Source organism: Alteromonas sp. H02 (genome assembly GCF_059682525.1).
This window is the reverse complement of sequence record NZ_CM185021.1, coordinates 3,324,089-3,343,073: the sequence shown is the minus strand read 5'-3', so window position 1 is coordinate 3,343,073 and position 18,985 is coordinate 3,324,089. Positions and strand designations below refer to the sequence as shown.

Genomic DNA, 18,985 nt, shown 5'->3' with positions numbered 1-18,985 from the left:
TCAAACGATGGACGCTGATAATAATGAAAAATAAATTAGTCACCCTGTTAGCCGCGGCAATCGGTCTAACTGCCATCGGGCTGGCATCACCGAGTATCAAAGCGCGGCAGACAGTGCAAACCGAAGTACTCGACATCATTAAACAGGATGTTAGTTCATCCACCCTTTCTTATGACATCGTAGAGTCCTTAACCACTGAAGTGGGGGCCAGAATGGTTGGCACACCGGGAGCCGATGTGGCAACCGACTGGGCCATGGCGAAGATGAAGGCACTGGGTTTCGATAAAGTGTGGGTTGAGGAAAGCCAGGCGCAACTGTGGCAGCGAGGCGATCTCACGGCCAGCATCACCGCGCCTTACCCCCACAAAGTGGTAGCTATCGCACTGGGCGGCAGTGTGGGTACCAATGGCCAGGCCATTAACGCCGAAGTGGCCTATTTTGACGATTTAACCGCACTACAGGCTGCGCCGGAAGGAAGCCTTAAAGGCAAGATTGCTTATGTTGGTTACCGTATGGAACGCCATATTGATGGTCATGGCTATGGTAAAGCGGTTGGTGCCAGAGTGGCAGGCGCCTCGGCAGCGGCCAAAAAAGGTGCGCTGGCGTTTATTATGCGCTCGGTAGGTACAGACACCGACCGTATTGGTCACACCGGGATGATGCGCTACGAAGAAGGTATAGCAAAAATACCGGCGGTGGCCCTATCTAACCCTGATGCGGATTTGTTGGAAAATATGTTACGCCGTGAGCAGCCTGTCACGTTTTCATTAAACACCAGCGCCAGCGGCCCAACAGGGGACACTGTCACTATTGCTAATGTTATTGGTGAGGTGACCGGCGCTGAAACCCCTGACGAGCTGATTACACTGGGCGCGCATATCGACAGTTGGGACGTAGGTACCGGTGCTATTGATGATGGTATTGGTATTGGCATCGTGCTGGCGGCCGGACATTACATTGCCACAATGGAGCAGCGTCCGGCGCGTACTATTCGGGTTATTTTGTTCGCGGCTGAAGAAATTGGGCTGGTAGGTGTGCGCGATTATGTGGCCCAACACAAAGCAGACATGTCGCAACATATGCTTGGCGCCGAGTGGGATTTCGGCAACGGACGCATTTATGAGCTGGAGCCGGGAGTAGGGCCTCAGGCGCTGGCCTCTGTGCGTGACTTTGCCAACTATCTGGCTCCTATGGGCGTTGGATTGGCAAGTACTAATACTGCCAAAGGCCAGTCGGACATGAGCTTGCTGGGCGAAGCGGGTCAGCCGGCGTTTAACTTTGCTCCGGATGGCCTCGATTATTTCGACTACCATCACACCGAAAACGACACCCTCGATAAGGTGGATCAGGACGCCCTGAAAGTGAATACCACCATTTACACCCTGTTTGCCTGGTACGCCGCAAACAGTGGCGTGGACTACCGTCAGTAAAGTAAGTCAGCGGGGCAGAGCAGTTGCTTTGCCCTGAATACTTGCCGGCAAATGCCAATCTTCCTGTTTATCCGGATTGCCCAACGGCTTCGCTTTACGTAAACTTACGCGCCTCATAGCAACGCAAAGCAACAGAAGACATGACCCGAATAGCCCTTGGTATTGAATATGATGGTGCCCAGCACTTTGGCTGGCAACGACAGCAGGAAGTGCCCAGTGTGCAGGGCTATTTAGAAAAAGCGTTGTCGACAGTCGCCAACACCACTATTGAGGTGCAGTGCGCCGGACGAACCGATGCAGGCGTTCACGCAACCGGTCAGGTGGTGCATTTCGACTGTGATGTAGCGCGTCCACTCAAAGCCTGGACCATGGGTGTTAATGCAAATCTGCCAGATTCCGTTGCCGTGAAGTGGTGTACTGAGGTCAGTGATGACTTTCATGCGCGGTTTTCGGCTACTGGCAGGCGTTATCGTTACATCATCTATAACCACAAAATGCGCCCGGCAATTTTGCACCACGGGGTGACCCATGTGCACCGCGATTTGGACGAAAAACGCATGCATGAGGCGGCTCAGGCATTACTGGGTGAGCAGGACTTCAGCGCTTTCAGAGCATCGCTTTGCCAGTCTAAAACGCCATTTAGAAATGTCACCAAAGTCACCGTTACCCGCCAGGGCTGCTATGTGATTGTGGATATCAGTGCCAATGCATTTTTACATCACATGGTGCGTAATATTGTGGGTTCGCTGGTAGAAATTGGCAGCGGCCATCAGCCTCTCGACTGGATTGCTACCTTGCTGGTTGGCAAAGACCGCACGCAGGCCGCTGCTACAGCAAAGCCCAACGGTTTATATCTGGTGGATGTGGATTATCCCGCCTCCTACGGTTTGCCGCGAGCAATGCTGGGCCCACTGTTTTTGCCGGACAATTAAGCGTCGTCGGGTTGTCTGGCAGGCCTTTGACGAAATTAACAGCAAAATTCATTAGGCCATGCCAATAAAGCCGTTTATACGTATAAATATTCGTACTTCTTAGACCAGTTTTATTTTTCGCTATTGCGTTGAATATGCTCTAATATGTCGCCATATGCGGATATAATCCATCGTTTATTATTTCATCATCCTGTGCCGGGCACGAACAAGTATAAAAAGCCGGGTGTAACAGGTTAGCTAAAAGGACATCTCTGGCATGAGCTGGATACAAAAAATTCTTCCAAAGACACAAACTTCTACCAAAGGTAACGTTCCTGAAGGTATATGGACGAAATGTAATGGCTGTCAGGCCGTGCTGTATAAGCAGGACCTGGAAAAGCAACTGGAAGTTTGTCCTAAATGTGACAACCATATGCGTATTGGTGCCCGCCGTCGTCTGGATGCGTTCCTCGATGCCGGAGACCGTCAGGAGCTAGCCGGTGACCTTGAGCCGCAGGACGTGCTGAAGTTTAAAGACTCCAAGCGCTATAAAGATCGTATTACCGCAGCTCAGAAGTCGACTAACGAGAAAGATGCGTTAATCGTTATGCAGGGCAAACTGAAAGGCATGCCGATTGTGGTTGCCAGTTTTGAGTTTGCGTTTATGGGTGGTTCTATGGCGTCAGTGGTTGGCGCTCGCTTTGTTGCTGCAGTGAATGCGGCCATTGCCGCTAATTGCCCGCTGGTATGTTTTTCCGCCAGTGGTGGTGCACGAATGCAGGAAGCGTTGCTGTCGTTGATGCAAATGGCTAAAACCTCAGCGGCGCTGGCCAAACTGAGCGAAAAAGGATTGCCCTATATTTCTGTGATGACTGACCCGACCATGGGCGGCGTATCGGCCAGTTTAGCGATGCTCGGCGATATTAACGTAGCCGAACCCAAAGCTTTAATCGGCTTTGCCGGCCCACGGGTTATCGAACAGACTGTTCGTGAAAAACTGCCTGAAGGCTTCCAGCGCAGCGAGTTTCTGCTGGAAAAAGGCGCTATCGATATGATTGTGGATCGTCGTGAAATGCGCGATAAGCTGTACGGTGTGCTGGCCAAATTACATCGCCCTGATTAATTCAGGGCTTTTCAATTCCTATGCGTAAAACACTGCCGGAATGGCTCGAGTATCTTGAGTCCATTCATCCCAGCGCTATTGATATGGGACTGGACCGCGTAAATGAAGTAGCCCTTCGGCTTAATCTTCGTTTCGACGCCCGGGTTATCACCGTTGGTGGTACCAATGGCAAGGGCACTACGTCTGCACTGATTGAGAATGCCTTGTTAATTGAAGGCCAGACAGTGGGCGTATACAGCTCACCGCATTTACTCGATTACCGTGAACGTGTTCGTATTAACGGTGCGTTACCCGACGCTGATGCCTTTTGTGATGCTTTTGAACAAGTGGAACAAGCCCGTGGTGATATCAGCTTAACTTATTTTGAGTTTGGTACGCTGGCCGCTATGTTGATGTTGATGGCGGCAGAGCTCGATGTGGTTGTGCTTGAGGTTGGTCTTGGCGGACGGCTGGATGCCACCAATATTATTACCCCTGATTGCGCGGTGATAACCAGTATTGGCCTTGATCACCAGGACTGGCTGGGTGATACGCGGGAAAAGATTGCCGTAGAAAAAGCCGGTATTATTCGCTATGGCGGTAAAGTAGTGATTGGCGAACCTGAGCCCCCGCATACACTGCGCGAGGCGGTTAAGGCTCTGAATGCAGATGCCTGGTGGCAGAATCAGGAATTTAGTATTGCCCGCAGTACTGATGGTGCTGTTACCTTTAGGGCTGCAGAGCAGACTTTAGCACTATCAGATACCGCTATTCCGCTGAACAATGTCGCTACGGCGCTGGCTATACTCAAACATGCTGGTTTCATCGTAAGTGATGCGATCATGCAACAGGCCGTTGCCAATACGCAGTTGCCGGGGCGTCGTCAACTGATTGCCTCACAGCCGGCTACCTATCTGGATGTTGGTCATAACCCCCAGGCCACCGAATCACTCGCTGAGTGGCTCGATAGCAAAACATTTGAGCAGGTACATATTGTGGTGGCGATGCTCAACGACAAAGCGCCAGCGGCTTCGCTGGCCCCTTTTAAGCGTTTCGCGCCGCAGTGGTACTTTGCTTCAACACATGGTCCTCGTGGATTGTCAGCAGAAAAACTGGCGGCAGCCGTTGAAAATACCCCAACGCGTTTGTTCCCGGCTGTGACCGAGGCTTATGAGGCTGCTCGTCAGGATGCACAAAGCGAAGACCTTATTTTAGTGGTAGGTTCTTTTCATACAGTTGCAGATATCCTGGCGTTACCGCACAATACACAAAACTCATAACAGGATCACAATTAGTGGCGGCAGCGTTAAAGAACAGGTTGGTGGGCACTGTTATTTTGGTAGCAGTAGCGGTAATCATATTACCAGACATGCTGGACGGTAAAAAATCCAGCAACGGGGACGTGTTTGTTAATGTTCCGGCGGCACCAGCCAAGAAGCCTATTGTAAACCCTGAACCTTTTCCTGATGAACGGGTGGTGGCCTCTGCGCAGCGCCCGGTTGAAATTGTTAACGAAAAGCCGGTTGATGAGCCAGATAGTCCGGTTGAGTCTGCGCCGGAGACAAGCAGCGACAGCACGGCTCAGGTGAATAATTCGCCTAATGATGATCTGGCGCGCCAGACAGTAGTGGAAGCGCCGAAAGAATCTGAGCAAAATAACAGTTGGGTGATTCAACTAGGCAGTTTCAGGCATCAGAAAAACGTGAAGCAATTACTGGATAAGCTGGAAAGCGCGGGTTACCGTGCGTTCAGCCGGCCTATCGAAACCAGTTCCGGGCCGTTAACCAAAGTATTTGTAGGGCCCAACCTGAACAAACGCGAACTGGATGGTGCCATATCTCACCTTCAGGAATTAACCGGCTTACGAGGCAAAGTAACCCGTTTCAGTGTAAACAGCTAAATCAACAGGCTCATTCAGGACAGAATTGTTGACAGCCGGTGACTGGATAAAATTTCGGCACTGGTAATCAGGCTGACTTCTGGTAGAATGCGCGCGAATTTGACGCGATGGGGTTTGGTTCTACAGCCCGACACATCGTTAACAGGACGGGTAAGAATCTTCAAATGAATTGGCTGGATTACACGATTTTAGGTGTGATAGCGCTCTCCACGCTAATCAGTCTCGTGCGTGGCTTCGTCAAAGAAGCTATATCACTGGCAGTCTGGTTTGCTGCCATGTTTGTTGCCAGCCAGTTTTATGCCGACCTTGCCGTTTACTTCACGCGCATCAGCGACGAACTTATCCGTAACGGCGCGGCCATCGCCGCTCTCTTTGTGGCAACACTATTGCTCGGAGCCTTGTTGAATTACACCATCAGTCAACTGGTTCAGGCCACCGGCCTGTCTGGCACCGACAGAGCACTCGGTGCAGTTTTCGGCGCATTGCGCGGCATTCTGATCGTAAGTGCGCTATTATTTTTCCTGGATACATTTACGCCTTCGGCCTCATCAGACTGGTGGGGTGAGTCGGTGCTAGTGCCGGAATTTGCAATGATTATTGAGTGGTTTTTTAGTTACGTAAAAGACAGCTCCAGTTTTTTAACTCCCGCTTAAATAGGTAACCTACATGTGTGGTATTGTCGGAATAGTTGGTAAAACACCAGTTGCTCAGTCACTCTATGACTGTTTAACCGTTTTACAGCACCGTGGTCAGGATGCGGCTGGTATCATGACGATCGACAACGGTGTATTTAATCTGCGTAAAGACAATGGACTGGTTCGGGATGTGTTTCACACCCGTCATATGAAGCGCCTTACTGGGAATATGGGGATTGGCCATTGTCGCTATCCCACTGCCGGTTCTTCCAGTTCCGCAGAAGCTCAGCCGTTTTATGTCAACTCTCCTTTCGGGATGGCGTTTGCCCACAACGGTAACCTCACCAATGCCCTCGATTTACAAATCGAAGTCGCCAAAATAGCGCGCCGGCATATCAATACCACATCAGACTCAGAGATTCTGATGAACATTTTTGCCCACGAGTTATCACAGCGGACCACCGGGCTGACAGTGTCACCCAAAGATATCTTCGAAGTGGTCACTAATGTTCACAATAAAGCCCGCGGCGCTTACGCCTGTGTGGCGGCAATTATTGGTTTGGGTGTTGTGGCATTTCGCGATCCCAATGGTATTCGACCGCTGGCGCTGGGCAAGCGTATTACCGAAATGGGCGAAGAATATATGGTTGCCTCTGAGAGTGTTGCACTGGATGCCGTAGGTTTTCAGTTTATTCGTGACGTAGCACCGGGCGAAGCCGTATTTATCACCGAAGCGGGCGAGTTGTTCACCCAACAGTGCGCCCAGACGCCACTGACTTCACCGTGTATCTTTGAGTTTGTATACTTTGCCCGTCCTGACTCGTTCATTGACGGTATTTCTGTGTACGCCTCCCGCGTAAACATGGGTAAAAAGCTCGGTGAAAAGATTGCCCGGGAATGGGCCGACCTTGATATCGACGTGGTAATCCCAATTCCGGAAACTTCTATGGATGTGGCGCTACAAATTGCCATTACCCTTGATTTACCTTATCGTCAGGGCTTCGTTAAAAACCGCTACATTGGCCGTACGTTTATTATGCCTGGCCAGACTCAGCGTAAGAAATCGGTTCGCCGTAAGCTGAACGCGATTTCCTCTGAATTTAAAGGCAAAAATGTACTACTGGTTGACGATTCCATTGTTCGTGGTACCACTTCCGGCCAAATCATCGAGATGGCTCGTGAGTCGGGCGCGAAGAAGGTTTATTTCGCTTCTGCAGCACCTGAGATTCGTTTCCCGAATGTGTACGGTATCGATATGCCATCAGCTAACGAACTGATTGCCTATGGCCGTGAGATTGACCAGATTTCTGATTTGATCCAGGCTGACGGTCTGATCTTCCAGGATATCTCCGACCTGGTTGCTGCCGTTCAGCACGAGAATCCGCAAATTTCACGCTTTGAAACTTCGGTATTCGATGGCAACTACATTACCGGTGACGTAGACCAGGCATACCTGGAACGCATCGATGCGGCCCGTAACGATCAGGCCAGAAAGGCGCCGGTTGTTCAGGCTGAATTATCCAACCTGGATATGCATAACTTCGAAGCGTAACTGGTAGCGCAGATACTAAAAAGCCGTTCACATGAACGGCTTTTTTAATGGTGCGCCGGGCATGGCGCGTAGTGCTTTAGCACTGTTCGACTCACTGTGGTGGTGAGTTGATGACTTGGAGGTGGAAGTCCTCTGCACACCCGGCAAGGGGAAGTGCTAGCCGAACGGCAAGGGTGTTCATCGTGAGGTGAAATCTGAAGGAAGCCGAAGGCAAAATGCTGGCCTGACGAACAGGAAGCGGTTTAGGCGTTGTTGCAGGGTGAGGTGGCCATTATCACTAAAGCCCAATACTTGCACGGAATGCAGCAACGTAGAGCCGACAGGCATAAGCAGGAAGGTCGCGCGAATTACCCCGGGAGGTCTGATATTCTGCTATAGAGCTACTGACATCGCGAGGTGTCGGGATGGAATATCAGAAGTCAGCAGACGCCGTAGTAGTGCTATGAAACCGATAGCACGAAGGGCTGAACCTGTCACGAGCGGCAAGTCACGCGTGCTCTCGCGTTATCGGGACACAAGGCAATGAAGAATCATTGCTCCGGGACAAATATACAAGAAGGGTCGGAAACCTGGGCGGTGTTTGCGGAGTTCTAAACGATAAAGCGGCGACACGATGAACGAAACAGACTCAGGTATTGACTATGGTCAATACAGACAGGAACCGCCGTGGTACGGAACCGTATGCCCGGTGGTGTGAGAGGACGGGAGTTGCGAAACTCCCTCCTACTCGATCGTTGAAGAAGGGAGGCTAGTGCATATAAATCGGGCCAAGGCCCATGCTCCATAAAATCACTGAACTTGCCATCAGGATCACTAACAGCACCAGACCGCAGGTTACCACCGAGCTTGAATAGATAAAGCCTTTTTCTTCCGGGATGTGCATCATAATTGGTACACCAGAATACAGCAGGTAAACCGAATAGGATAAGCCTACCAGCCCCACCGACATGAGAAACCATAATTCAGGATACAGGCCGGCGAAGCCAACCATAAATAAAGGCGTGGCCGTATAGGCTGCCAACTCCAGAGACTGGGTGTAAGTAGGTGAGGTATCAAACGCTTTTGCTAGTTCATGCATCAGGGCTGCTAAAGCAATAACGCCCGCAATCAGGCCAAAATACATTGCCACACTCATGGCCATGGCACTCTGTTGGGTGAGTTTGATCAACTCACCTGCGCCAACGCTCCAGCCTAAATGTGCTGCCGAATAATACCCGACAATCGCTGGGATCAGTGCAATGATGGCTATGTGGCTTAACGCGTAGAAATAGTTTTCGTGGCGTTTATCAATAGCTTGCCATTCTTCTTTTGGGTGGGTGTAAATACCCCACAGGTGGTTCAGGATCATAATCTTTCCCTCAGTGCTGAGAATGTTTTTAATTTGTTATTTATTTAACAAATAATCAACATTTTCAGTTTTATCCAAAGCGAAAATTAAGTCAATAGATTTTGTTGATAAATTAAACAGAGCAGGCCAAAACCCAAGGCAGATAAGCCAGCGGTGTTTATGGCTGTTTTTTCTCTGCCACCGCTGAGGGTTTTAGCAATGGCATAAGTGAAGCCAGTAGAAGGCTCATAGCATAGATTGATGCGGCACTGCCGAGCAGGAAAACATGTAACTGAACACTGGCTTCGAGTAACTGCGGAAAACTCGACTGTAGATTACTGATACCATCAATTTCTGCTGCCAGAATAAAGGCTCCCTCAAATGTGCCGCTGCCCGCGACACCGTGAATGGGTAATACCGATGACAGATCAGCCCCCACAATTCCCAGTAATGCGGTATGAAACGACAAGCCCGATATGCCCAGCACAATTAACACAAACGCCGTTAATTTACTCAGCCAGGAACAGAGTGTCAGCAGTGCGATGGTAAAATAGGTTTTTCCTGATGTGGGAAGTTGTGTAAGTGTGTCTCTGATTTTTACCAGAGCTGGTTGATGACTGTTGCGAATTAACCGCAGAGTGAGCAATTTTAGTAACTCACTATACCTGATTGCCAGGACAAATAATCCGCAGATGGCGAGTGAGAAGAGCGGAAAGTCTTGCCATAATAGCAGCACACCGCCAATACAAAGCAGGCAAAGTAAATCCAGTAACCTGAACATAATCAGATGCAGAGAGGCGGTTAACATTGGCACATTAAACTGCGCTTTCATGAAGATAGGGAAACTGGCTTCACCGGTACGCATGGGCATCATAATATTCAGGATATTATGGGTTAGTGATAGTTTAAACAGTTCACTAAAGTGGCCCTTTATAGTGAGGCTTACCTGAATACGCCAGGTCCGAAGCACGTAGGAAAATACCATTAACCCCATTGCCGCTGATAAATAATTGCCTGGTAAATCATTAAAGCCGCGTACAATGGTATGCCAGCCAACGAACTTTTCAACCGCTATAATCGTTAGGATTAACAGAGCTAAGGGCAAGAGAATTTTAATAGTACGTTTCATTAGTTTTAGTATTTCAATGAGATAAGAGACTAGTCAGATAACTTGCCCAATTTACACTATATCTGAAAGGCTCTCCGGCCGTGAATGATTTATCAATTAGTGAAAGATTATACTTTCTGAGACTAATTTCAGTGGCAAACGGTGTGATAAACTAACGAAGTTTATTATTAACTACGCATATAAAAGGTCAGAGATATTCAGGTGAATGAATTACTATCACCCATCAATGCATTTTTAAAATGCCCCACGCCACAAAGCTGGATAGACGAGGCTAAGAAACGGGAGAACCTGCCCGTTGTCCTGCTTGATCATCTGGTGTGCGAATTGAAAGCCGCGCAATCAGCCATGTATCTTATCCGCAAATATGCCGTGGATAAGGCAAGTGGTGATGCACTACTGGCCTGGCTAAAACCGTTTGAGGATTTTACCTATCGTAAACAGGGCGACTGGCGTGAACTCGCCAAGCATGAAAAGCTCACCAAGTCTATGATGCCAAAATCCGGTGCGCCGTATAGTCAGGATCTTATCGATAAAATGGTCATGCTGATAAAAGAAGAGCTGCACCATTTTTATCAGGTGCTGGAAATTATGGAGGAGTATGGCATTGCCTATGAATCGGTTGGCTCCAGTCGTTATGCCCGGGGGATGCTGCGTCATGTGCGTACTTATGAGCCCCAGGCGCTTATCGATAAGTTAATTTGCGGTGCTTACATTGAAGCCCGGTCCTGTGAGCGTTTTGCGGCACTGGCGCCTCACGTAGATAAAAGACTGGGTGATTTTTATGTATCATTGTTACGTTCAGAAGCCCGGCACTATCAGGATTATTTAACGCTGGCAGAAGAAATTGCTGGCTCTGATATTTCAGAGCGGGTTGCCTTCTTTGCTGATGTGGAAGCCGAATTGATTTCATCTTCTGATGACGATTTTAAATTTCACAGTGGTGCACCGGCAGTATAAATTTTCAATCCGCTTTGATTTTCATAATATATACTTTTTAAGCAGGCAAATGGCGCATACTCCGGTTTGTGCCATACTCAAACGAAATGTAGTTTTATTTTAAGCCCTTTTATCCATGTTCAATCAGAAATTAAAAGCGGAAATTGCCAGCCTGCGGGCTGAGCTTGCTCAATATAAACGCGCCTCAGACAACCTTAAACAAGACTTGCTGCACTGGCAGTTAACCTCCGATAGCGTGATACAAGTATGTGGTAGTAAGAATGAAAGTGTGCTCGGCTCTCGTGCAGGCAGAGCTGTGGGAGTACCATTTATATCGTTAGTTGCCGACCACGAGCATAAATCCAAAGCCTTGCGCGACTTATCTGATGCCATCAATAATCACCGTCACTGGTCCGGTAGTATCAATTTAAAGGCCGAGGATTCTCACGCTTCAGTGCAGCTCATTGTTCAACCGCATTACTCTGCGCAGGGGGGGTGTGATCATATCGATGTGTTTGGCTCCCGTCTGGAAGTAGACACCCAATCCTCAATGAGTAACGAAGATATTCTTGAGGCGCTTGACCGTTCTATGGCGATTATTGAGTTTGAGCCCACCGGTGTGATCATCAAAGCCAATTCCTTGTTCTTGCAAACCACCGGTTATTCGCTAAATGAAATCCGCGGCAAGCATCATCGCATGTTTTGCCCGAAGGTGGTGACTGATGATCCTGATTATCAGCAAACCTGGGATGCACTGGCTCGGGGTAAGTTTATTTCCGGACGTTTTCAGCGGGTTGATAAACATGGTAACCCGGTATGGCTTGAAGCGTCATATAACCCGGTGATAAATGATGACGGCAAAGTATACAAAGTCATTAAATTTGCCAGTAATGTTACCCAACAGGTAGACAATGAATGTCGGGTAAAAGAGGCGGCGGAGCTAGCCTCTTCCATGTCTGCTGAAACCGGCGCGCAGGCGGATAATGGGCAGCAGTTAATGACCGAAACCGTGGCCTCACTGGCTTCACTTACTGAGCAAATGACCAAAGCTTCGTCTGAAATCAGTGAACTGGAACAACAGTCCACCGAGCTGAATAAAATGGTGAGTGCTATCAGTGCGATTGCTGACCAAACCAATTTACTGGCACTTAATGCTGCTATCGAAGCGGCGAGAGCCGGCGAGCAGGGCAGGGGATTTGCCGTGGTTGCTGATGAGGTGCGGGAGCTGGCGTCACGCACCACCGAATCTACCAAAGAGATCATGGCCGTATTTTCCCGCAACGATCAGTCAACCAAGCATGCTGTGAGTACCATCAGGCAGGGGCTGGATACCCTGAATGAAGTAGCTCAGAGTGTGGAAGAAACTAAAGCTTCGATGAGTGAAATTGCCTCTGGTTCCAAACAGATCATCAGTGCCGTAGACAAACTATCCAGGCAGTAGAAATCAGCGGTTCATTTTCGCCCGGTATTGAGGGCTGTGCTGTTCGATGGCAATGTAGCGGGTTGCCAGCCAGCACTCATTAGTGCGCTTAACCAACACCACCTTATCGCCGTTCAGTAATCGCTCGCCGGCCTCCATTGCCTGAACCGTAATATTCTGTAACTGGTGGTTATGATCAAAGACCGTCGCATGAACGTCGTCGCCCGGAAACTCGCTGTAGCCCACGATAGTAGCAATGCGCCCGGCATATTCTTGATTTGCAAGCAGGCTGTTGTAACTGCGTAAATGTGGCGCCAGATGGTGAATAACCACCGCAGTAGCAGTGGCTGCCATTATCAGCGATACAGGGAACAATATGGCCTGGGGGGCATAAGCCTGCCAGTAGGCAAAGTACAAGCGCTGGATCAGCATGCCGCTGGTGCCAAAAGTGATAAAAAACACCATCAACCAGAAGACAATGGTGACTTCGTATAACTTTAGAATGTGCGGAACAACGTGATAGGGAGTTAATTCCGGCTGACCGAATTGCTGCGGCATATCCAGTAAACCAAAAAGCGATTTACCGCGCAGCAGAAACAGGCTTTCTATGGTACACAGCATTAACCCAACGAGAATAGGCACGCTATAAATAAAATAAGCCTGGGTAAACAGAAATACCGACATTGTCTCCTTCCCTGATGTCGCGGCCGTCCTAAAAGGTAGAGGGGGCTGCCAGATAAACAATCCACACCCTTTGGTTTATAGCACATCAGTAGTAAACCGCCAGTTCGGCTATACCACTAAGGTCTTGTTGTCGGGAATCAGTCTGCTGGTTAGACTCTGAGTTTTAGAAATCCGGAATAGTGCAGATGGCGATCAGTAAAGGTTATAAAGCATTGCTTGATGAAGCGATGCAGCAAATAAAAACAATCCCGTTGGAAGATGCCAGGGAGCTGTATGAGTTAAGTGAAGCCTGTTTTGTTGATATCAGAGACATTCGCGAATTAGAACGTGACGGTATGATCCCTGAAGCCGTTCACGCGCCGCGTGGTATGCTCGAGTTTTGGGTTGATCCGGACAGCCCTTATTACCGTGAGGTGTTTGGTCAGTCTGGCCCGTTGATTCTTTATTGTCAGTCGGCCTGGCGTTCTGCGCTGGCCACGCTAACACTTCAACAAATGGGCATGGATAACGTTTGCCACTTAGAAGGCGGTTTTAAGAACTGGATGGGTGCAGGCCTGCCGGTTGCCGACAAACGCGCAGTCAGTCACTAGTTGCCGAGCTTGATGCTCAGCAACTTGTTAGTAAAATTAGTGCTGGTGACCGCCTTGCAGCGCGTCGCCATCACTGTTGTAGTAACCGGAAGCCGCTTTTTCAATAAACCCCTGGTGGACCATTCTGGTTAAAAACGGGTCGGTATGGTCGTCGCCTATATCTGCAAAATCGGTGCTTTGATAAGCGTAGCGCTCAGCAAAAAATTGCTCAATTTGTTGTTTATCAAACTCAGTGTTTGTGAGTGTCCAGTGAACTGACTGGTGAGTTGATTCTGCCGTGAATGAAGTAGCCAGTTTGAGTGCCGGCTGCCAAATCAAGGTGAGTCTGGTGCCATTATCCTCTCGTTCAAAAGTAATTAATGTATTACAACCACTGCCAGTCCGGCTGGTCTCTGTCATGGTGGCAATGAGTTCATCGCTGAATAACTGATTGCGGAAAGACCAGTTTGTTTCGCTTTTACCGTGCACTTTTTCTCCGGGCTGATATTCAATGGCTCTGGCATGCGCATCAAAATAGCGGGTAGGCTTAATCAGGGAAGCATTTACAAGCTCCCAGGCTTCAGTAATTTGTGTTTGGGGATAGCGGTGAGCGACTACCCCTTCGTTTCGCCACAGTTCGAGTCGTTTTTGTTGTTCACCCCGGGCGTTGTGAGTATTTACGGTGTAGCGTGCAACCAGGGCGTTAGCCTTGATTTCACAGCTCTGTGCAAAGCTCAGCGCGGCAAAACAAAAGGCGAAAAGCGTAAAAATCGTTTTGTACATCTTAGGTATCTCTTTTTTAACCAAAGTAGGGCAACCTTACGGTTGCCCTGTGGCATTTACCGTCGTGGATTATTCCACTTCGTTGTTGGCTTGCTCAACCATGTCACCAGCGTAATCCATTACATGGAAAATCACGCTTTGTTCGTTGGTACCATTCACCAGCCAGGCACCCGGACCCTTGGCGTAAATCCCAACATCCTCACCGGCATGGGTTTCAGAGCCTAACGGTACCAGCGCTTCCTGGTGATAACCGGTAGTAGTGGTATCCACACTGGTAAGGTCCATACGTCCGGTATTGATGTTCAGGCTGTATACTGCGTCAGCGTTTGTTTCATTCCCCAGATTCTGGAAACCAAAACCGTTAGTGTAGCCCAATGTGGTATAAGGCATATCATCAGCAGCCAGAGCAGGCTCATCTGAACCAACGTTCACTACTTTACCCAGAATGGGATTTCCACGCTTAGGATAGCCCGCAATGGTAAATACATGGCTGTGGTCGGCGGTTACAATAATTAACGTATCGTCATCACTGGTCATGGCATCGGCCACAGCAACGGCGTTCGCGAACTCAATGGTATCCGTTAGCGCGTTGTAGGCACTGCCAGCATGGTGGCCATGATCAATGCGGCCTGACTCCACCATCAGGAAGAAGCCGTCCTGATTATTATCAAGGATTTGAATGGCTTTTTCGGTCATTTCAGACAGTGAAGGTTCACCGGCCACATCGTTGGCACGATCGGCTTCATATTGCATATGAGACTCATTAAACAGGCCAAATACACGTTCTGTGGTTTCAGTGCTCAGACCATCGAAGCCGCTCTGATCGAACACATAAACACCATTGGTGTACATGGATTGCCATTCAGCGGTTAGATCGCGGTTATCAGTACGATCGCCTTCTACTGCACTAACGGCATCCGCGCTGTTAAATGCGGCATCGCGTGGCAGGAAATGGCGACGACCACCACCGAAAACAACTTCAATGCCATCTACATCAAGGCCGGCAAATCGTGCTTCCAGGTTACTCTCAAAATTGACCAGCTGATCGGCAATGTCGGTACAGCCGGCGGTCACAGCCTCTGCAGGCATGTCAGATACATCTTCCCAGTTACGATCTGCTGATTTGGCGTAAGTCGCTGCGGGCGTTGCGTGGGTGATCCGCGCCGTTGAGATTACACCGGTTGATTTGCCCGCAATTTCCGCCAGTTCCAGTGCGGTAACTAACTCGTTTCCGGCCACAGTGGAGCAGTCGCCACGCTCTATGTCTTCATCAACACCGATAACACCCACATCGGTTTTTACACCAGACATCATGGCGGTCATGGTGCCGGCTGAATCGGGGGTTTGTGCATCCACGTTGTAGGTTTTCGCTAACCCTGCAAACGGAAAGTTGTCAAAACTCAGTTTGTTTTCTTCTCCGTCCAGACCTTTCATCTGACCATCTAAAATACGTGCAGCGGTTACGGTAGAGACACCCATACCATCACCCACAAATAAAATGACGTTTTTAGCCTGTCCACGCATTTCAGTAACGGTGCGTTGCAGATTTTCCTTGGACGTTACTACGACTTTGGCTGAGCTGGTGCTGTTAGTCGTTAACGCGCCGGTGGCTTCCAGCCATACAGTTTTGTTGGCTTCGACTTCGGCAGCTGCTGCTACAAACCAGTCATTATTGAGTGAGGTAAGCAGCTCTGAATTGCTAACTTCGGTCGAAGCCGGCACACACACATAACTGGTAGATTCAATTTCGTCACCGGTAAGCGCGCCATCGCTGTTGGCATCCAGTCCAGAATCAATTTGCACACCGCTGTTAGGGCAGTTTGCATCACCCACAGCAAGAGCTGTCTGAATTACGAGACTATTGAGCCCGTTAGTGCCATCCTGACCGTCTGCGCCATTTTGACCGTCCGCACCATCGGCACCATCGGTACCAGCAGTACCGTCAACACCATCGATACCATCTACACCGTCACGCCCGTCGTCACCGTCGAGAGAACAAGCGCTAAGCCCTATTATGGCTACTGCCACTAAACTTAATTTAAATAAATTCATTATGATTACTCCGCTTATTCTTCTACCAGATCCAGTGCCTGATTAATCAGGTGGAACACGACGTTCTGTTCAACAACGCCCTGGACAAGTTGACTGCCCGGGCCCGTGGCATGCAGTGAAATGTCTTCACCAGCATGGGTTTCTGAACCCAAAGGAATAAGGGCTTCCTGGTGGTAACCAGAAGCTTCGGTATCAACGTTTGTAATATCCATACGGCCGGTGTTGGCAGCATAAGCATAGATTGCATCGGCATCTGATTCGTTACCCAAGTCCTGGAAACCCAGACCGTTGGTGTAACCCAGCGTGGTGTAAGGCATGTTATCAGCGGCCATAGCCGGCTCATCAGAGCCAACATTTACCACTTTACCCAGGATAGGGTTACCGCGTTTAGGGTAACCTGCAATGGTAAATACATGGCTGTGGTCAGCGGTAACCAGAATAAGCGTGTCTTCAGGATTAGTATTTTCGTAAGCAGCCTTCACTGCCGCTTCAAATGCCAGGGTGTCTGTCAGGGCATTGTAGGCACTGCCAGCATGGTGGCCATGGTCGATACGGCCAGATTCCACCATCAGGAAAAAACCTTTTTCATTATTGTCCAGAATATCGATGGCTTTTGTGGTCATATCGGCAACCGAAGGCTCGCCGGCCACATCATTCGCGCGGTCTGCTTCGTACTGCATGTGAGATTCATTAAACAAACCAAATACACGCTCGGTACTGGCAGGGTCAATGGCGTCAAAGCCAGCCTGATCGTAAACATAGACACCGTTTTGGTACATATCCTGCCATTCTGCGGTGAGGTCGCGTGAATCGGTGCGATCGCCTTCTACCGAGCTAACGGCATCCGGGCTGTTAAACGCAGCATCGCGAGGCAGGAAGTGACGACGGCCACCACCGAAAGCGACTTCTATACCGTTTACATCAATACCGGTATAACGGTCTTCCAGGTAGGTTTCAAAATTAACCAGCTGATCGGCGATGTCTTTACAACCTGCCGTTACTGCAGCTTCAGGCATGTCGGATACATCTTCCCAGTTACGGTCGGCAGACTTTGCATAGGTAGCCGCTGGTGTAGCGTGGGTAATACGTGCGGTAGAAATGATGCCCGTAGACAAGCCTTTAATTTCGGCCAGCTCCAGTGCGGTAATCACTTCGTTACCTGCCACTGTCGAGCAGTCGCCACGCTCAATGTCTTCGTCAACACCAATCACGCCTACGTCGGTTTTTAAACCCGACATCATAGCGGTCATGGTTCCGGCTGAATCAGGGGTTTGTGCATCCACGTTATAAGTTTTCACCAACGCGGTGTACGGAAATTCTTCAAAGGCCAGGTAACCTTCTTCACCCATCTCTCCGGCCATCTGACCTTTTAAGATACGTGAAGCAGTGAGAGTGGAAACCCCCATGCCGTCACCCACAAACAAAATAACGTTTTTTGCCTTAAACTTGCTGTTTACTTCAAGTTTTTGTGCAATTTTAGACTGAGCGTCAGTAAACCACGCGCTTTGTGCCTGAGTGTCAGGCAGAACATCAGCGTGCAGTCCTGAAGAAACGGCAAGGGCTATCGCACTTGCTGCGGCTTTCAAGATCAATTTCATTTTTGTATTCCCAATTATGACATTTTATATTTTTTGTCATGCAAACCGAGGGTTGCTTAACGAGGTTTAATCAACGCGGCTGGACGGTTTTGCAGGTTGCAAGCTACACAAAGCGTTGAATGAAAATTAGCCTAATCAGGATGTGTGAAGGATAGTTGACCTATAAATGAAGGTTTGTTGTCAGAATGGTGATGTTAATGTTGCAGGAATATTACCGGCTAAGCGTAAACTGCCGTTTTTCAAGGCGAACGTCAACCGGACTAACTCTTAACACACTGCCCTGGGTATACCAGTCGCCTACCACGATACGGTGGGCGGGTTTGCCGTTAACGGTAAGTGAGTGAATGTTGGGCCGGTGGGTATGGCCGTGGATAAGTTGCTGAACATTGTGTCTTACCATAACGTAAACCACTTCATCGGGGGTGACATCCATAATTTCAGCGGTAAGATTTTGCTGGTTTTTCTGACTGGTTTTGCGCCCGCGCTTAGCGAGCTTACGGCGTAACCATAATGGCAGGGCACCTACTAACCGAGGCCACCACCATCCCCGGGCTTTTTTCCGGAATTTCTGATATTCGATATCCAGCGTGCACAGTTCATCGCCATGCAGTAATAAGGTTGGTGTGCCGTATAGATCTATCACCTGCTGTTCCGGAAGCAGTGTCATGCCTGCTTTTTTGGTCCAGCCTTCACGGATAGCGAAATCGCGATTACCATGAATAAAGTACACCGGTGTAGTGGCTGATAACGCTTTAAAAGCACTGGCTACCCGTTCAGACAATGGCGTAACGTCGTCATCGCCTAACCAGAACTCAAACAGATCGCCGAGCACGTAAAGCGCTTCCGCCTCGGGGGCATCCTGCTCCAGAAAAGTGAGTAAACACTCGGTGATATCATCACGTTCAGCGCTTAAATGTATGTCTGCAATAAAATAAGTAAACGGCATTAATTAGTAGC

The 18,985-nt window shown here is 49.2% G+C and carries 17 protein-coding genes; 10 read left to right on the top strand and 7 right to left on the bottom strand.

Going from position 1 to position 18,985, the window contains the following annotated elements:
- Positions 1 to 23 precede the first annotated feature (23 nt).
- The 7 genes from AC566Q_RS15375 (at position 24) to purF (ending at position 7,530) form a co-directional block, all read left to right on the top strand.
- Complete coding sequence (locus AC566Q_RS15375; RefSeq protein ID WP_499607750.1) at positions 24 to 1,430, top strand: M28 family peptidase; 1,407 nt, start codon at positions 24 to 26, stop codon at positions 1,428 to 1,430.
- A gap of 140 nt (positions 1,431 to 1,570) precedes the next feature.
- Complete coding sequence (gene truA / locus AC566Q_RS15370; protein ID WP_105933931.1) at positions 1,571 to 2,362, top strand: tRNA pseudouridine(38-40) synthase TruA; 792 nt, start codon at positions 1,571 to 1,573, stop codon at positions 2,360 to 2,362.
- A 256-nt stretch (positions 2,363 to 2,618) separates the two neighbouring features.
- Positions 2,619 to 3,464, top strand: a complete 846-nt coding sequence (gene accD / locus AC566Q_RS15365) for an acetyl-CoA carboxylase, carboxyltransferase subunit beta (RefSeq protein WP_105933930.1) — start codon at positions 2,619 to 2,621, stop codon at positions 3,462 to 3,464.
- 20 nt (positions 3,465 to 3,484) lie between these two features.
- Positions 3,485 to 4,723, top strand: a complete 1,239-nt coding sequence (gene folC, locus AC566Q_RS15360; RefSeq protein WP_105933929.1) for a bifunctional tetrahydrofolate synthase/dihydrofolate synthase — start codon at positions 3,485 to 3,487, stop codon at positions 4,721 to 4,723.
- A 14-nt stretch (positions 4,724 to 4,737) separates the two neighbouring features.
- Complete coding sequence (locus AC566Q_RS15355; protein WP_105933928.1) at positions 4,738 to 5,343, top strand: SPOR domain-containing protein; 606 nt, start codon at positions 4,738 to 4,740, stop codon at positions 5,341 to 5,343.
- 164 nt (positions 5,344 to 5,507) lie between these two features.
- Positions 5,508 to 5,996, top strand: coding sequence for a CvpA family protein (locus tag AC566Q_RS15350; protein WP_105933927.1), 489 nt, complete (start codon positions 5,508 to 5,510; stop codon positions 5,994 to 5,996).
- Between the two features lie 13 nt (positions 5,997 to 6,009).
- Positions 6,010 to 7,530, top strand: coding sequence for an amidophosphoribosyltransferase (purF, locus tag AC566Q_RS15345; protein ID WP_105933926.1), 1,521 nt, complete (start codon positions 6,010 to 6,012; stop codon positions 7,528 to 7,530).
- 748 nt (positions 7,531 to 8,278) lie between these two features.
- On the opposite strand, the gene AC566Q_RS15340 is transcribed toward purF, so the two are convergent.
- Together AC566Q_RS15340 and AC566Q_RS15335 are read right to left on the bottom strand one after the other, a co-directional pair.
- On the bottom strand, positions 8,279 to 8,878 hold the full coding sequence (locus AC566Q_RS15340) for a Yip1 family protein (protein WP_105935084.1): 600 nt from the start codon (positions 8,876 to 8,878) through the stop codon (positions 8,279 to 8,281).
- A gap of 157 nt (positions 8,879 to 9,035) precedes the next feature.
- A complete protein-coding gene (locus AC566Q_RS15335) occupies positions 9,036 to 9,986 on the bottom strand; it encodes a lysylphosphatidylglycerol synthase domain-containing protein (protein WP_499607743.1) in 951 nt (316 codons plus the stop codon).
- Between the two features lie 195 nt (positions 9,987 to 10,181).
- On the opposite strand from AC566Q_RS15335, the gene miaE reads away from it, so the two are divergent.
- Together miaE and AC566Q_RS15325 are read left to right on the top strand one after the other, a co-directional pair.
- Positions 10,182 to 10,943 carry a tRNA isopentenyl-2-thiomethyl-A-37 hydroxylase MiaE gene (gene miaE / locus AC566Q_RS15330; protein WP_499617522.1) on the top strand — a complete coding sequence of 254 codons (762 nt, stop codon included), beginning with the start codon at positions 10,182 to 10,184 and terminating at the stop codon, positions 10,941 to 10,943.
- A gap of 115 nt (positions 10,944 to 11,058) precedes the next feature.
- Positions 11,059 to 12,363, top strand: a complete 1,305-nt coding sequence (locus AC566Q_RS15325; RefSeq protein WP_499607740.1) for a methyl-accepting chemotaxis protein — start codon at positions 11,059 to 11,061, stop codon at positions 12,361 to 12,363.
- Positions 12,364 to 12,366: 3 nt separating this feature from the next.
- On the opposite strand, the gene AC566Q_RS15320 is transcribed toward AC566Q_RS15325, so the two are convergent.
- Positions 12,367 to 13,026, bottom strand: a complete 660-nt coding sequence (locus AC566Q_RS15320; protein ID WP_499607737.1) for a hypothetical protein — start codon at positions 13,024 to 13,026, stop codon at positions 12,367 to 12,369.
- A 185-nt stretch (positions 13,027 to 13,211) separates the two neighbouring features.
- Here AC566Q_RS15320 and AC566Q_RS15315 point away from each other — a divergent pair, with 185 nt between their 5' ends.
- On the top strand, positions 13,212 to 13,616 hold the full coding sequence (locus AC566Q_RS15315; RefSeq protein WP_499607734.1) for a rhodanese-like domain-containing protein: 405 nt from the start codon (positions 13,212 to 13,214) through the stop codon (positions 13,614 to 13,616).
- Between the two features lie 36 nt (positions 13,617 to 13,652).
- Here AC566Q_RS15315 and AC566Q_RS15310 read toward each other — a convergent pair whose 3' ends face one another.
- The 4 genes from AC566Q_RS15310 to lpxH all read right to left on the bottom strand — a co-directional run bounded on the left by AC566Q_RS15310 (position 13,653) and on the right by lpxH (position 18,974).
- Positions 13,653 to 14,378 carry a hypothetical protein gene (locus AC566Q_RS15310; RefSeq protein ID WP_499607731.1) on the bottom strand — a complete coding sequence of 242 codons (726 nt, stop codon included), beginning with the start codon at positions 14,376 to 14,378 and terminating at the stop codon, positions 13,653 to 13,655.
- A gap of 69 nt (positions 14,379 to 14,447) precedes the next feature.
- Complete coding sequence (locus tag AC566Q_RS15305; RefSeq protein ID WP_499607729.1) at positions 14,448 to 16,430, bottom strand: alkaline phosphatase; 1,983 nt, start codon at positions 16,428 to 16,430, stop codon at positions 14,448 to 14,450.
- Between the two features lie 14 nt (positions 16,431 to 16,444).
- Entirely contained in the window at positions 16,445 to 18,028 is a 1,584-nt protein-coding gene (locus AC566Q_RS15300; protein WP_499607726.1) for an alkaline phosphatase, read from the bottom strand.
- A 211-nt stretch (positions 18,029 to 18,239) separates the two neighbouring features.
- Positions 18,240 to 18,974, bottom strand: a complete 735-nt coding sequence (gene lpxH, locus AC566Q_RS15295) for a UDP-2,3-diacylglucosamine diphosphatase (RefSeq protein ID WP_499607724.1) — start codon at positions 18,972 to 18,974, stop codon at positions 18,240 to 18,242.
- Positions 18,975 to 18,985: the final 11 nt, after the last annotated feature.

Bases quoted from the DNA above. Each gene is read 5' to 3' on its own strand.
- AC566Q_RS15375 (WP_499607750.1), top strand. From the start codon at position 24: ATGAAAAATAAATTAGTCACCCTGTTAGCCGCGGCAATCGGTCTAACT.
- truA (WP_105933931.1), top strand. From the start codon at position 1,571: ATGACCCGAATAGCCCTTGGTATTGAATATGATGGTGCCCAGCACTTT.
- accD (WP_105933930.1), top strand. From the start codon at position 2,619: ATGAGCTGGATACAAAAAATTCTTCCAAAGACACAAACTTCTACCAAA.
- folC (WP_105933929.1), top strand. From the start codon at position 3,485: ATGCGTAAAACACTGCCGGAATGGCTCGAGTATCTTGAGTCCATTCAT.
- AC566Q_RS15350 (WP_105933927.1), top strand. From the start codon at position 5,508: ATGAATTGGCTGGATTACACGATTTTAGGTGTGATAGCGCTCTCCACG.
- purF (WP_105933926.1), top strand. From the start codon at position 6,010: ATGTGTGGTATTGTCGGAATAGTTGGTAAAACACCAGTTGCTCAGTCA.
- AC566Q_RS15340 (WP_105935084.1), bottom strand. From the start codon at position 8,878: ATGATCCTGAACCACCTGTGGGGTATTTACACCCACCCAAAAGAAGAA.
- AC566Q_RS15335 (WP_499607743.1), bottom strand. From the start codon at position 9,986: ATGAAACGTACTATTAAAATTCTCTTGCCCTTAGCTCTGTTAATCCTA.
- AC566Q_RS15325 (WP_499607740.1), top strand. From the start codon at position 11,059: ATGTTCAATCAGAAATTAAAAGCGGAAATTGCCAGCCTGCGGGCTGAG.
- AC566Q_RS15320 (WP_499607737.1), bottom strand. From the start codon at position 13,026: ATGTCGGTATTTCTGTTTACCCAGGCTTATTTTATTTATAGCGTGCCT.
- AC566Q_RS15315 (WP_499607734.1), top strand. From the start codon at position 13,212: ATGGCGATCAGTAAAGGTTATAAAGCATTGCTTGATGAAGCGATGCAG.
- AC566Q_RS15310 (WP_499607731.1), bottom strand. From the start codon at position 14,378: ATGTACAAAACGATTTTTACGCTTTTCGCCTTTTGTTTTGCCGCGCTG.
- AC566Q_RS15305 (WP_499607729.1), bottom strand. From the start codon at position 16,430: ATGAATTTATTTAAATTAAGTTTAGTGGCAGTAGCCATAATAGGGCTT.
- AC566Q_RS15300 (WP_499607726.1), bottom strand. From the start codon at position 18,028: ATGAAATTGATCTTGAAAGCCGCAGCAAGTGCGATAGCCCTTGCCGTT.
- lpxH (WP_499607724.1), bottom strand. From the start codon at position 18,974: ATGCCGTTTACTTATTTTATTGCAGACATACATTTAAGCGCTGAACGT.